At 73.1% G+C, this 13,039-nt stretch carries 11 protein-coding genes and 1 pseudogene; 8 read left to right on the top strand and 4 right to left on the bottom strand.

Translation table 11 applies throughout. The annotated features are described in order from the left end of the window. Positions 1–235, bottom strand: a pseudogene (locus ACSNOD_RS19905) (hypothetical protein); the annotation flags it as partial. A 206-nt stretch (positions 236–441) separates the two neighbouring features. Between ACSNOD_RS19905 and ACSNOD_RS19900 the strand changes: the two are divergent. From ACSNOD_RS19900 to glmM, 4 genes are all read left to right on the top strand, one after another. Continuing rightward, positions 442–2,061 (top strand): ABC-F family ATP-binding cassette domain-containing protein, encoded by a 1,620-nt coding sequence (locus tag ACSNOD_RS19900; RefSeq protein ID WP_436768335.1) that lies wholly within the window; start codon positions 442–444, stop codon positions 2,059–2,061. A gap of 301 nt (positions 2,062–2,362) precedes the next feature. Then, positions 2,363–2,806: a 50S ribosomal protein L13 gene (rplM, locus tag ACSNOD_RS19895; protein WP_436768334.1), complete on the top strand. Its 444-nt coding sequence runs from the start codon at positions 2,363–2,365 to the stop codon at positions 2,804–2,806. Between the two features lie 39 nt (positions 2,807–2,845). Further along, on the top strand, positions 2,846–3,340 hold the full coding sequence (rpsI, locus tag ACSNOD_RS19890; RefSeq protein WP_436768333.1) for a 30S ribosomal protein S9: 495 nt from the start codon (positions 2,846–2,848) through the stop codon (positions 3,338–3,340). Between the two features lie 136 nt (positions 3,341–3,476). Further along, positions 3,477–4,835 (top strand): phosphoglucosamine mutase, encoded by a 1,359-nt coding sequence (gene glmM, locus ACSNOD_RS19885; RefSeq protein ID WP_436768332.1) that lies wholly within the window; start codon positions 3,477–3,479, stop codon positions 4,833–4,835. Between the two features lie 78 nt (positions 4,836–4,913). Here glmM and ACSNOD_RS19880 read toward each other — a convergent pair whose 3' ends face one another. Then, positions 4,914–5,873: a DUF389 domain-containing protein gene (locus ACSNOD_RS19880; protein WP_436768331.1), complete on the bottom strand. Its 960-nt coding sequence runs from the start codon at positions 5,871–5,873 to the stop codon at positions 4,914–4,916. A 30-nt stretch (positions 5,874–5,903) separates the two neighbouring features. Beyond that, positions 5,904–6,890, bottom strand: a complete 987-nt coding sequence (gene coaA / locus ACSNOD_RS19875) for a type I pantothenate kinase (RefSeq protein ID WP_436768336.1) — start codon at positions 6,888–6,890, stop codon at positions 5,904–5,906. A 179-nt stretch (positions 6,891–7,069) separates the two neighbouring features. Here coaA and ACSNOD_RS19870 point away from each other — a divergent pair, with 179 nt between their 5' ends. From ACSNOD_RS19870 to ACSNOD_RS19855, 4 genes are all read left to right on the top strand, one after another. Continuing rightward, positions 7,070–8,065: an ATP-binding cassette domain-containing protein gene (locus ACSNOD_RS19870; RefSeq protein ID WP_436768330.1), complete on the top strand. Its 996-nt coding sequence runs from the start codon at positions 7,070–7,072 to the stop codon at positions 8,063–8,065. Then, positions 8,062–8,889 carry an ABC transporter permease gene (locus ACSNOD_RS19865; RefSeq protein ID WP_436768329.1) on the top strand — a complete coding sequence of 276 codons (828 nt, stop codon included), beginning with the start codon at positions 8,062–8,064 and terminating at the stop codon, positions 8,887–8,889. The genes ACSNOD_RS19870 and ACSNOD_RS19865 overlap by 4 nt, the downstream gene beginning before the upstream one ends. 164 nt (positions 8,890–9,053) lie before the next feature. Beyond that, the gene (gene glmS, locus ACSNOD_RS19860) at positions 9,054–10,901 is read left to right on the top strand and encodes a glutamine--fructose-6-phosphate transaminase (isomerizing) (protein ID WP_436768328.1); all 1,848 of its coding nucleotides are present in this window, start codon (positions 9,054–9,056) and stop codon (positions 10,899–10,901) included. A 7-nt stretch (positions 10,902–10,908) separates the two neighbouring features. Further along, on the top strand, positions 10,909–11,277 hold the full coding sequence (locus ACSNOD_RS19855; RefSeq protein ID WP_436768327.1) for a holo-ACP synthase: 369 nt from the start codon (positions 10,909–10,911) through the stop codon (positions 11,275–11,277). Positions 11,278–11,504: 227 nt separating this feature from the next. Here ACSNOD_RS19855 and ACSNOD_RS19850 read toward each other — a convergent pair whose 3' ends face one another. Further along, a complete protein-coding gene (locus tag ACSNOD_RS19850; RefSeq protein ID WP_436768326.1) occupies positions 11,505–12,989 on the bottom strand; it encodes an NAD(P)H-hydrate dehydratase in 1,485 nt (494 codons plus the stop codon). Positions 12,990–13,039 lie beyond the last annotated feature (50 nt).

The raw sequence follows: 13,039 nt of genomic DNA, 5'->3' as shown, positions 1-13,039 counted from the left end.
GGTTGGGGAGCGCGCTGGGGGCGGGCAGGGCGGCCGGGTCGTCCTTGGCGCCCCCGCCGGAGGCGACGACCGCGGTGGCCACGATGGCGGCCACGGCGCCGGCCGCGAGGACCCCGCCGCCGATGGTCAGCCAGCGGCGGCGCCGGTTGCGGGCTGCGGTGCGGTCGGCGAGCGCGGCCCAGTCGGGCGTGCCGGCGACGGGCGGCGCGCCCGTGGCCGACGGCAGCGGCGGCAGCCCGGCGACCGGCGGCACCCCGCCGGCCGGCGGCGGCGCCCCCGTGGCCGGTGGCACCGGCGGTGTCCCCGCGGTCGGCGGTATCGGCGGCGTCGGGGGCTGCGATCCCCCTGGGCCGTACGGCCCCCCTTGCCCGAAGCTCATGGCGGGCATCCTACGGAAAACCGATTGCCGCTCCGTGCCGCGGGCCGTGACAATCTGTGGTCATGGGGCATGTCGAAGCGGCTCACCTGGAGTACTACCTGCCGGACGGCCGGGTGCTGCTCGCCGACGCCTCCTTCCGCGTGGGGGAGGGCGCGGCGGTCGCCCTGGTGGGCGCCAACGGCGCCGGCAAGACCACGCTGCTGCGGCTGATCGCCGGGGACCTGGAGCCGCACGGCGGCTCGGTCACGGTCAGTGGCGGCCTGGCGGTGATGCCCCAGTTCGTGGGCTCGGTGCGGGACGAGCGGACCGTGCGCGACCTGCTGGTCTCGGTCTCCCAGCCGCGCATCGCGCAGGCGGCGCGGGCCGTGGACGAGGCCGAGCTGGCGATCATGGAGCGGGACGACGAGGCGGCCCAGCTGGCGTACGCCCAGGCGCTCAGCGACTGGGCGGAGGCGCGGGGGTACGAGGCGGAGACCGTCTGGGACATGTGCACCACCGCCGCGCTCGGGGTGCCGTACGAGCGGGCCCAGTGGCGGCAGGTGCGCACCCTCTCCGGTGGGGAGCAGAAGCGGCTGGTGCTGGAGGCGCTGCTGCGCGGGCCCGAAGAGGTCCTGCTGCTGGACGAGCCGGACAACTATCTCGACGTGCCCGGCAAGCGCTGGCTGGAGGAGCGGCTGAAGGAGACCCGTAAGACGGTCCTCTTCGTCTCCCACGACCGTGAGCTGCTGGCCCGCGCCGCCGAGAAGATCATCAGCGTGGAGCCCGGCCCCGGCGGCAGCGACGTCTGGGTGCACGGCGGCGGCTTCGACACGTACCACCAGGCCCGGCGGGAGCGCTTCGCGCGCTTCGAGGAGCTGCGGCGGCGCTGGGACGAGAAGCACGCCCAGCTCAAGCAGCTGGTGCTCACGCTCAAGCAGAAGGCCGCGTACAACGACGGCATGGCCTCGCGCTATCAGGCCGCCCAGACCCGGCTGCGGAAGTTCGAGGAGGCGGGCCCGCCGCAGGAGCCGCCGCGGGAGCAGGACATCCGGATGCGGCTGCGCGGCGGCCGTACCGGGGTACGCGCCGTGACCTGCGCGAACCTGGAGCTGACCGGGCTGATGAAGCCGTTCGACCTGGAGGTCTTCTACGGCGAGCGGGTGGCCGTGCTCGGCTCGAACGGCTCGGGGAAGTCCCACTTCCTGCGGCTGCTGGCGGGCGAGGACGTGGCGCACACCGGGCAGTGGAAGCTGGGGGCCCGGGTGGTCCCCGGGCACTTCGCGCAGACCCACGCCCACCCCGAGCTGCTTGGCCGCACGCTGCTCGACATCCTGTGGACCGAGCACGCCAAGGACCGGGGCGCGGCGATGTCGGCGCTGCGCCGGTACGAGCTGGAGCGCCAGGCCGAGCAGCGGTTCGAGAAGCTCTCGGGCGGGCAGCAGGCCCGGTTCCAGATCCTGCTGCTGGAGCTGGCGGGGAGCACGGCGCTGCTGCTGGACGAGCCGACGGACAACCTGGACCTGGAGAGCGCGGAGGCCCTCCAGGAGGGGCTGGAGGCGTACGAGGGGACGGTGCTGGCCGTGACCCACGACCGCTGGTTCGCTCGCTCGTTCGACCGCTTTCTCGTCTTCGGCTCGGACGGGAAGGTGCGGGAGGCGGCGGAGCCGGTCTGGGACGAGCGGCGGGTGGCGCGGGCCCGCTGAGCGGGGGTGCGGTGCGCGCGCGGAGCGGCGGGTGGTGCGCGCGTGGCCGAGCGCCGTGCGGCCGGTGGTGCGCGCCCGCTGAGCGCCTGTTTTGACCCCGGTGGGATCGACCCGGTATTCTGCCAGTTCGTTATGCGTATTGGCTTGCTCGTTCTCACGTGAGAGGCCGTTACGCCGGTCCACCGGGCCGATGACCAGCGGCAAGCACTCGGTTTGCGTCACCGAGGTGCGGCCATGGCTGTCGTGATCGTCCGGGTGGCCTTGTCAGGACCCACTCACTGAAGAAGCGAAGGCTACGACCGTGCGTACGTTCAGCCCCAAGCCCGGCGATATCACGCGCCAGTGGCACATCATCGACGCGCAGGACGTTGTCCTGGGCCGTCTGGCGACCCAGGCCGCGACCCTTCTCCGGGGCAAGCACAAGCCGGTTTACGCGCCGCACGTTGACGCTGGTGACTTCGTCATCATCATCAACGCCGACAAGGTGCACCTGTCCGGTAACAAGCGGACCCAGAAGATGGCCTACCGCCACTCCGGCTACCCCGGTGGTCTGCGCTCCGTCCGTTACGACGAGCTGCTGGACAAGAACCCGGAGAAGGCCGTGGAGAAGGCCATCAAGGGCATGCTCCCCAAGAACACCCTGGGCCGTCAGATGCTCTCGAAGCTGAAGGTCTACTCGGGCGACCAGCACCCCCACGCTGCCCAGCAGCCGGTGCCGTTCGAGATCACCCAGGTCGCGCAGTAGTCCGGCCACCCCTAAGACGAAGAGAATCTGAGGAGAATCGTGGCCGAGACCACCGCCGAGACCCCCCTCGATGTCGAGGAGTACACCACTGAGACCGTCGAGTCGGAGTACACCTCCGAGTCGCTCGCGTCCCGCTTCGGTGACCCGCAGCCGGCCGCCGGCACCGGTCGCCGCAAGAACGCCGTCGCCCGCGTGCGCATCGTGCCGGGCAGCGGCCAGTGGAAGATCAACGGTCGCGCCCTGGACGAGTACTTCCCGAACAAGGTGCACCAGCAGGAAGTCAACGAGCCCTTCAAGGTGCTCGAGCTCGACGGCCGCTACGACGTCATCGCCCGCATCGCGGGTGGCGGCGTCTCCGGCCAGGCCGGTGCGCTGCGCCTGGGCGTGGCCCGTGCGCTGAACGAGGCGGACGCGGACAACAACCGCGGCCCGCTGAAGAAGGCCGGCTTCCTGACCCGTGACGCTCGCGCCGTCGAGCGCAAGAAGGCGGGTCTGAAGAAGGCGCGTAAGGGCACCCAGTACAGCAAGCGCTAATCGCTCGCTTTACTTCCGACCGCCCCGGCGGCACTCCATGTGCTGTCGGGGCGTTCGTTTATCGACGGGCTCCGGCGCCCAGGACAACGGGGCGCTCACAGGCTCGGCAGGCACGGAGCAAATTCGGAGGACACCAGTGGGACGACTCTTCGGCACGGACGGTGTGCGCGGTGTCGCGAACGCGGATCTGACGGCGGAGCTGGCGCTCGGCCTGTCGGTCGCGGCGGCGCATGTGCTCGCCGAGGCGGGCACCTTCGAGGGGCATCGGCCGACGGCGGTCGTGGGGCGTGACCCGCGGGCGTCCGGGGAGTTCCTGGAGTCGGCCGTGGTGGCCGGCCTCGCCAGCGCGGGCGTGGACGTGCTGCGCGTCGGTGTGCTGCCCACCCCGGCGGTGGCCTATCTCACCGGTGCGCTCGGCGCGGACCTCGGTGTGATGCTGTCGGCGAGCCACAACCCGATGCCCGACAACGGCATCAAGTTCTTCGCCCGGGGCGGCCACAAGCTCGCCGACGAGCTGGAGGACCGGATCGAGGCCGTGTACGGGGCGCATGCCGCCGGCGAGCCCTGGGACCGGCCGACCGGCTCCGGCGTGGGCCGGGTCCGCACGTACGACGAGGGCTTCGACAACTACATCGCCCACCTCATCGGGGTGCTGCCGAACCGCCTGGACGGGCTGAAGGTCGTCCTCGACGAGGCGCACGGCGCCGCGTCCCGGGTCTCGCCCGAGGCGTTCGCCCGGGCCGGCGCCGAGGTCGTGACCATCGGCGCGGAGCCGGACGGCCTCAACATCAACGACGGCTGCGGGTCCACGCACCTCGACCTGCTCAAGGCCGCGGTCGTCGAGCACGGCGCGGACCTGGGCATCGCCCACGACGGTGACGCGGACCGCTGCCTCGCGGTGGACGCGGCCGGCAACGAGGTGGACGGCGACCAGATCCTCGCCGTGCTCGCCCTGGGCATGCGCGAGGCCGGTGGCCTGCGCAAGAACACCGTGGTCGCCACGGTGATGTCCAACCTGGGCTTCAAGCTCGCCATGGAGCGCGAGGGCGTCGACATGGTGCAGACAGCGGTCGGCGACCGCTATGTGCTGGAGTCGATGAAGCAGCACGGCTACGCGCTGGGCGGCGAGCAGTCCGGGCACGTGATCATCCTGGATCACGCGACCACCGGGGACGGCACGCTCACCGGTCTGATGCTGGCCGCGCGCGTCGCGGCCACCGGCAAGAGCCTCGCCGAGCTGGCCGCCGTCATGGAGCGGCTGCCGCAGGTGTTGATCAATGTGCGGGACGTCGACAAGTCGCGGGTCGGCTCCTCGGCCGAGCTGGCGGCGGCCGTGGCCGAGGCGGAGCGGGAGCTGGGCACGACGGGCCGCGTCCTGCTGCGGCCGTCCGGCACGGAGCCGCTGGTACGGGTCATGGTGGAGGCCGCGGACATCGACCAGGCGCGGTCGGTGGCCGGCCGCCTGGCCGACGCGGTGAAGTCGGCGCTGGGCTAGTCGCCGGCGTACCGAGGCCCCGTACGGCGCTCCCGTACGGCGTGCTCGTACGGCTTCCCCGTACGTGATCTGCCCGCGTCACCGTTTCCGCGGGTCGGAGCCGTTCTTCGGGGCGCGCTCGCGCTGCCGGGCCCAGAGTGCCTTCTGGACCAGCAGCGTGAGCGTGCCCGCGAGGACGATGCCCAGCAGGTTGAGCAGCAGCTGCTCCGTGGAGCCCCACGCCTGCCGGTACTGGCCGTAGCCGAGGGCCACCGCCGCGTTGGCCGCCGCCGGCACCGTGGTCACCGAGATCGCCACGCCCACCAGCGCCCCCGACTTCGCCGAGGTCAGCGAGAGGGTGCCGGCGATGCCGGCGAGGAACGCGACCACGAACGAGAACCAGTCCGGCCGGTAGACGAAGTTCGTGTTGGGCCGCTCGGCGCGCAGGGCGGACTCCTCGAAAAGCCCCACCGCGTCCATGAACAGGCCGAAGAGCGTCGTGGCCGCCATGGCCACCGCGAAGCCCACGATCAGGGTGCCCAGTGAGCGCCACGCCAGCAGCGGGGCCCGCCGCACCAGCGCGGTGCACAGCCCCGCCAGCGGGCCGAACTCCGGGCCCACCGCCATCGCGCCCACGATCAGGATCGCGTTGTCCAGCACCACGCCACAGGCGGCGATCATCGTGGCGAGCGCCAGGAACGCGAGGAAGGTGACGGAGAGCGTCGACTCCTCCTGGGTGGCGCCCTCCAACTGCTCCCAGAGCACCGCGTCCGCGCCCTCGCCGGGCGCCGCGACCTTCGCCTCCAGCGCCCGTTTCGACAGCGACAGATCGATGTTCTCCACCGCGATCGCCCCGCTGTCGTCGATGCCCAGCCGGCGCAGCTCGTCCAGCAGCCCGTCGGCCGCCTCCCGCGCCACATCGCACAGGACGAGATCGCCCGCCGGGTCGCGGGCGGCGCCCGGGAGCACCGCCAGATGTGTCGTACCGACCGTCCCCTCCAGGAGGGTGACGACCTGTTCGGTGCGGTCGGCGGGCACCATCAGCCGGAAGTGCAACATGGCCGCACCGTAACGGGGATCGGGCACGCGTCACAGCTTGCGCAGGCTCAGCCGCCGCACTTTGTGGTCCGGGCCCTTGCGCAGCACCAGCGTCGCCCGGCTCCGGGTGGGCGCCACGTTCTGCAGCAGATTGGGCTTGTTGACGGTCCGCCAGATCAGCCGGGCGTACTCCAGCGCCTCCTCCTCGGAGACCTGGGTGTACTTGCGGAAGTACGAGTACGGGTCCTGGAAGGCGGTCTCGCGCAGCTTGCGGAACCGGCCCAGGTACCAGGTCTCGATGTCCTCGGCCCGCGCGTCCACGTACACGCTGAAGTCGAAGAAGTCGGCGAGCCCGAGGCGGGTGCGGCCGTCGCCGCCGGGCAGGGCGGGCTGCAGGACGTTGAGCCCCTCCACGATGAGGATGTCCGGGCGGCGCACCACCAGCCGCTCGCCGGGCACGATGTCGTAGATCAGATGGGAGTAGACGGGCGCGCTGACCTCGTCCTTGCCCGACTTCACATCGGCGACGAACCGGGTCAGCGCCCGGCGGTCGTACGACTCGGGGAAGCCCTTGCGCGACATCAGACCGCGCCGGTGCAGCTCGGCGTTGGGGAGCAGGAAGCCGTCGGTGGTGACCAGCTCGACCCGCGGGTGCTCGGGCCAGCGGGCCAGCAGCGCCTGGAGCAGCCGCGCGGTGGTGGACTTGCCGACCGCCACGCTGCCGGCCACGCCTATGACGAAGGGCGTGCCGGGCTGGGCGCCGGTGCCCTTCTTGGTGTCCCCGAGGAAGGTGTTCACCGCGCCGCGCAGATTGCCGGTGGCCGCCACGTAGAGGTTGAGCAGCCGGGACAGCGGCAGATAGACGTCCCGCACCTCGTCCAGGTCGATGACGTCGCCCAGGCCGCGCAGCCGCTCGACCTCGTCCGCGGTCAGTGGCAGCGGGGTCCTGTCGCGCAGGGCGCTCCACTCGGCACGGGAGAGGTCGACGTAGGGGGTCGAGTCCGCCCGCCGCCCGGCGCCGTGCACTGCTGAGGTGATCACCCGTTCATTGTCTGTCCTCACCGGGCGGGACGGGGCGTGGCGTCGCTCACGCCCGGGGCCCGGCGCCCGGGGCCCGGCGCCGGTCGGAATGTCAGTGGCGTGCGTCACAGTTGTCAGAAGGACGTGGGCGGCGCGCACCGACCGACAGCGCCGCCCGCCCAGGCAAGGGGAATTCCATGACGTACGCGATCCGGGCCGAGGGCCTGGTCAAACGGTTCAAGGAGACCCAGGCGCTGGCCGGAGTGGATCTGGCGGCGCGCACCGGCACGGTGCTGGGCCTGCTCGGCCCCAATGGCGCCGGGAAGACCACGGCGGTGCGGATATTCGCCACCTTGCTGCGGCCGGACGGCGGCAGGGCGGAGGTGGCGGGGCACGACGTGGTGCGCGAAGCCGGCAAGGTCCGCTCGGTCATCGGGCTCACCGGGCAGTACGCCGCGGTCGACGAGAACCTCACCGGCACGGAGAACCTGCTGATGATCGGCCGGCTGCTGGGCATGCCGCGGGGCGACGCCCGCTCCCGGGCGGCGGAGCTGCTGGAGCGCTTCCAGCTGAGCGACGCGTCCGGGCGGGCCGCCAAGACGTACTCCGGCGGCATGCGGCGGAGGCTGGACCTGGCGGCGAGCCTGGTCGGCCGGCCGCAGATCCTCTTTCTCGACGAGCCGACGACCGGGCTCGATCCGCACAGCCGCGGCGAGCTGTGGGACATGCTGCGCGGGCTGGTCGCCGAGGGGGTCACGGCCCTGCTGACCACGCAGTATCTGAACGAGGCGGATCAGCTCGCCGACCGCATCGTGGTGATCGACAAGGGCCGGGTCATCGCCGAGGGCACGCCGGACGAGCTGAAGTCGGCCGTCGGCGGCCAGGTGCTCCAGCTGCGACCGGTGCGCGCGGCGGACCTTCCGCGCGCCCATGCGCTGGTCGCCGAGGCGGCCGGCCCCCAGACCCAGATCGAGGGCGAGGAGATCACCGTCCCGGTGAACGACCCGGCCCTGATGCCCGTCGTCGTGCGGCGGCTGGACCAGGACGGGATAGCCGTGGGGGAGCTGACCCTGCGCCGCTCCTCGCTGGACGAGGTGTTCCTGGCGCTGACCGGGCACCGCGCCGAGCCGCGCGGGGAGAGCGAATCCGAGCCGGACGAGGACGAGCTCGAAAGGGTGGGGAGTTCGACATGAGCGCCTCCACGATCACGGCACCGGCCGGCTCCGCCGGTCCGCTGGGCGGCAGCGGCCGGGTGCGGCCGCTGGCGGCACTCCAGCAGACCGCCACCATGGCCTGGCGCAGCCTGGTCTCCGTCAAGCACAACCCCTTGGAACTGGTCGACTACAGCATCACGCCGATCATGTTCGTCTTCCTGTTCACCTATGTCTTCGGTGGCCAGATGGCGGGCTCGCCCAAGGAGTATCTGCAGTACGCGCTGTCCGGGATCATCGTGCAGAACACCCTGTTCATGAGCATGTACACCGCGATGGCGCTCAACACGGACCTCACCAAGGGCGTCTTCGACCGGCTGCGGAGCCTGCCGATAGCCCGCTCGGCGCCGCTGTTCGGGCGGATAGCCGCCGATCTGGCCAAGCAGTTCTGGGCCATGGCGCTGATGATCGCGCTCGGGATGCTGCTGGGCTTCAGGATCACCCAGGGCGTCGGCGGATTCCTGGCGGCGGCGCTGCTGCTGATGGTCTTCGCGGCGGCGGTGTCCTGGAGCGCGGTGCTCATCGGGATGGTCGCCGGGGACGCGGAGAAGGTGCAGGTCTTCGCGTTCACGCTGATCTTCCCGATCACCTTCACCAGCAGCGCGTTCGTCCGGGTGGAGACCATGCCGGGCTGGCTCCAGGCGTGGGTGGACGTCAACCCGGTCACGCATCTGTCCGACGCGTTCCGCGGGCTGCTGCTCGGGGGCGAGGCCGCCGGGCCGGTGCTGTGGTCGCTGGTGTGGGCGGCGGGCATCACGGCGGTGTTCCTGCCGTTGGCGATGCGGGCGTACCGGGCGAGGTCGTAGTGCGCGGGGCGTAGCGCCGGAGACGCGGGCGGCGCCGCGGGTTGTCGCTCCCGGGCGCGGCGCCGGGGCGTGCGCGGCGCGCCGCGCCGATCGCGCCAGGGCGGCGTGGCGCGGATGCGCGGGGCACGGCCCGCGCCCTCGGGCGCGGGCCGTAGGCTGCGGCCATGTGCGGAATCGTTGGGTATGTGGGAGGGCAGTCCGCCCTCGACGTCGTCCTCGCCGGCCTCAAGCGGCTGGAGTACCGCGGCTATGACTCGGCCGGCGTGGCCGTGCTCGCGGACGGCGGTCTCGCCGCCGCCAAGAAGGCCGGCAAGCTCGCCAATCTGGAGAAGGAGCTCGCCGACCGCCCGCTGCCCAGCGGCGGCACCGGCATCGGCCACACCCGATGGGCCACCCACGGCGGCCCCACCGACGCCAACGCCCACCCCCACCTGGACAACTCCGGCCGGGTCGGCGTCGTCCACAACGGCATCATCGAGAACTTCGCCGCCCTGCGCGCGGAGTTGACCGAGCGCGGGCACGACCTCGCCTCCGAGACCGACACCGAGGTCGTCGCCCATCTGCTCGCCGAGTGCTTCTCCTCCTGCGGGGACCTGGCCGAGGCCATGCGGCAGGTGTGCCGGCGGCTGGAGGGCGCCTTCACCCTGGTCGCCGTGCACGCCGACGAGCCCGACGTCGTCGTCGGCGCCCGGCGCAACTCCCCGCTGGTGGTGGGCGTCGGCAACGGCGAGTCCTTCCTCGCCTCCGATGTCGCCGCGTTCATCGCCCACACCCGCGAGGCCGTCGAGCTGGGCCAGGACCAGGTGGTGGAGCTGCGCCGGGACGGCGTGACGGTCACGGACTTCGACGGCGCGCCCGCGGAGGTACGGGCGTACCACGTCGACTGGGACGCCTCCGCCGCCGAGAAGGGCGGCTACGACTACTTCATGCTCAAGGAGATCGCCGAGCAGCCCAAGGCGGTCGCCGACACGCTGCTCGGGCGGATCGACGCGGCCGGCACGCTCGCCCTGGACGAGGTCCGCATCCCGGCGTCGGTGCTCCGGGAGGTCGACAAGGTCGTCATCGTGGCCTGCGGGACCGCGTTCCACGCCGGCATGATCGCCAAGTACGCCATCGAGCACTGGACGCGCATCCCCTGCGAGACGGAGCTGGCCAGCGAGTTCCGCTACCGCGACCCCATTCTCGACCCGCGCACGCTGGTCGTCGCGATCTCCCAGTCCGGCGAGACCATGGACACGCTGATGGCGCTGCGGCACGCGCGCGAGCAGGGCGCGAAGGTGCTCGCCATCTGCAACACCAACGGCTCCACGATTCCCCGCGAGTCGGACGCGGTGCTCTACACCCACGCGGGCCCCGAGGTCGCCGTCGCCTCCACGAAGGCGTTCCTGACCCAGCTCGTCGCCTGCTACCTCGTCGCGCTCTACCTGGGCCAGGTGCGCGGAACCAAGTGGGGCGACGAGATCCGCTCCGTCGTCCGCGAGCTGTCGGAGATCGCCACGCAGGTCGAGCAGGTGCTCGGGACGATGGAGCCGGTGCGGGAGCTGGCCCGCTCCCTCAAGGACAAGAACACGGTCCTCTTCCTCGGCCGGCACGTGGGCTACCCCGTGGCGCTCGAGGGCGCGCTCAAGCTCAAGGAGCTGGCGTACATGCACGCCGAGGGGTTCGCCGCGGGCGAGCTCAAGCACGGGCCGATCGCGCTCATCGAGGACGATCTCCCGGTCGTGGTGGTCGTGCCGTCGCCGCGCGGGCGCTCGGTGCTGCACGACAAGATCGTCTCCAATATCCAGGAGATCCGGGCGCGGGGGGCGCGCACGATCGTCGTCGCCGAGGAGGGCGACGAGGCGGTGGTGCCGTACGCCGACCACCTGATCCGCATTCCGGCCACCCCGACGCTGCTGCAGCCGCTGGTGGCGACCGTGCCGCTGCAGGTGTTCGCCTGCGAGCTGGCGACCGCCCGCGGCAACGAGGTGGACCAGCCGCGCAACCTGGCGAAGTCGGTCACGGTCGAATGAGGTGCGCATGATTATCGGGGTGGGCATCGACGTGGCCGCGATCGACCGGTTCGAGGCGGCGCTGGAGCGGACGCCTGCCATGGCCGACCGGCTCTTCGTCGCCGCCGAGCTGTGGCTGCCGAGCGGGGAGCGGCGCGGGGTGGCCTCCCTCGCGGCCCGCTTCGCCGCGAAGGAGGCGCTGGCGAAGGCGCTCGGCGCGCCGGGCGGTCTGCACTGGACGGACGCGGAGATCTATACGGAGGACTCCGGCCAACCGCGTCTGCGCGTCCGCGGCACGGTGGCCGCTCGCGCGGCGGAGCTGGGCGTGAAGGACTGGCACGTCTCGCTGAGCCATGACGCGGGGGTCGCGTCCGCGGTGGTGATCGCGGAGGGCTGACCGTACGCGGGGGCGCTCGCTGCAGTTACCTGTACGGGCTCGGGCCGCGGCGTCCACCGCAGCTACCTACACGGGCCCGGGCGGGGGCGTTCACCGCGTTTACCTTCACGGGTGGGTGGGCGGGCAGCGACGCGCGCCGCAGGCGCGAGGTGGGCGTGTGGCGTTCACCGCATCAACCCCAAAACGCAGCGACGCGCGCCGCAGGCGCCACGCGCCACGCGCCCCGCTCACACCGTGGCGACGCCGCGCCACGTCGCCGAAAGCCGCTCGGCGACCTCGATCGACGTGATGGGCGCGCCCCCGCGCACCGCGTCACGCGCCGCGAGACCGTGAAGATACGCGGCGACCGAGGCCGCGTCGCGGGCCTCCAGTCCCGCCGCGAGCAGGGAGCCCGCCAGCCCGGAGAGCACATCGCCGCTGCCGGCGGTCGCCAGCCACCCCGTACCGGTCGGATTGACCCGCACCGCGCGCCCGGAGTCGTCGGCGACGAGCGTCGTCGAGCCCTTGAGCAGCACCGTCGCGCCGTAGGCCCGCGCCAGCCGCCGTACGGCCGCCAGCCGGCCGGCCTCGACCGCCTCGCGGGGGTCGCCCAGCAGCGCGGCCGCCTCGCCCGCGTGCGGGGTCAGCAGCGTGGCCGCCGACCGCGCCCGCACGGCGGCGCCGTCCAGCAGCCGCAGGCCGTCCGCGTCGACCAGCACGGGGACGTCGGAGGCGAGGACGTCGTCCAGCGCCCGGCGGGACCCGGAGTCGTCGCCGAGGCCGGGGCCGACGACCCACGCCTGCACCCGGCCCGCCTTCGCCGGCGGCCCCGCGTGGACCAGCGCCTCCGGGAACCGGGAGATCACCGCGTCCGCGGCGGGCCCCACGTACCGTACGGCGCCGGCGCCGCCCCGCAGCGCGCCGGCGACCGCGAGCACGGCCGCGCCCGGGTAGCGGGCGGAGCCCGCGACCACCCCGACGACGCCGCGCCGGTACTTGTCGCTCTCCGCCGCCGGCACGGGCAGCAGCCCGGCGACGTCCGCGTGCTGCAGCGCCTCGACGTCCGGCGCCGGCGGCAGATACGGGCCGAGGCCGATGTCGACGAGGCGGAGGGCGCCCGCGTACGAGGCCGCCGGGTCGATCAGCAGGCCCGGCTTGTACGCGCCGAAGGTGACCGTCGCGTCCGCGGCCAGCGCGGGGCCCGCCACCTCGCCGGTGTCGGCGTCGACGCCGCTGGGCAGGTCCACGGCCATCACCATGGCCCGCGCGGCGCGGGCCGCCCGCGCCAGCCGCTCCGCCGCCGGGCGCAGCCCGCCCCGGCCGCCGATGCCGACGATGCCGTCCAGGACGAGGTCGGCGCGGGCGATGGCGCGCTCGGCGGGGCCGCCCTGCCCGGCCGCTGCCCCCGGCTCGGCCTCCACGCGCAGCACGCGGCCGCCGGCCGCGCGCAGGGCCGCCAGGCCCCCGGCATGGGCGCGGTCCGGGCTGAGCAGGACGGCGGTGACCCCGGCACCGCGGCGGGCCAGCCGGGCGCCCGCGTAGAGGGCGTCGCCGCCGTTGTCGCCGCTGCCGACGAGCAGGACGACCCGGGACCCGTACACCCGGCCGAGGGCGTCCGCGGCCGCGGCGGCCAGCCCGGCGGCGGCGCGCGCCATCAGCGCCCCCGGCGGCAGGCGGGACATGAGGTCGCGTTCGGCGGCTCGTACGGTTTCGACACTGTAGGCAGTCCTCATCGCACCAGTGTCCCCAATGGGGTTGTGGGGGCGCGGGGGCGGATGCGGCC

The sequence above is a fragment of the Streptomyces sp. URMC 123 genome (assembly GCF_051386515.1).
GTDB lineage: Bacteria > Actinomycetota > Actinomycetes > Streptomycetales > Streptomycetaceae > Streptomyces.
Note: the sequence above shows the minus strand (reverse complement) of the source record. Positions and strands in the feature narration are given on the sequence as shown.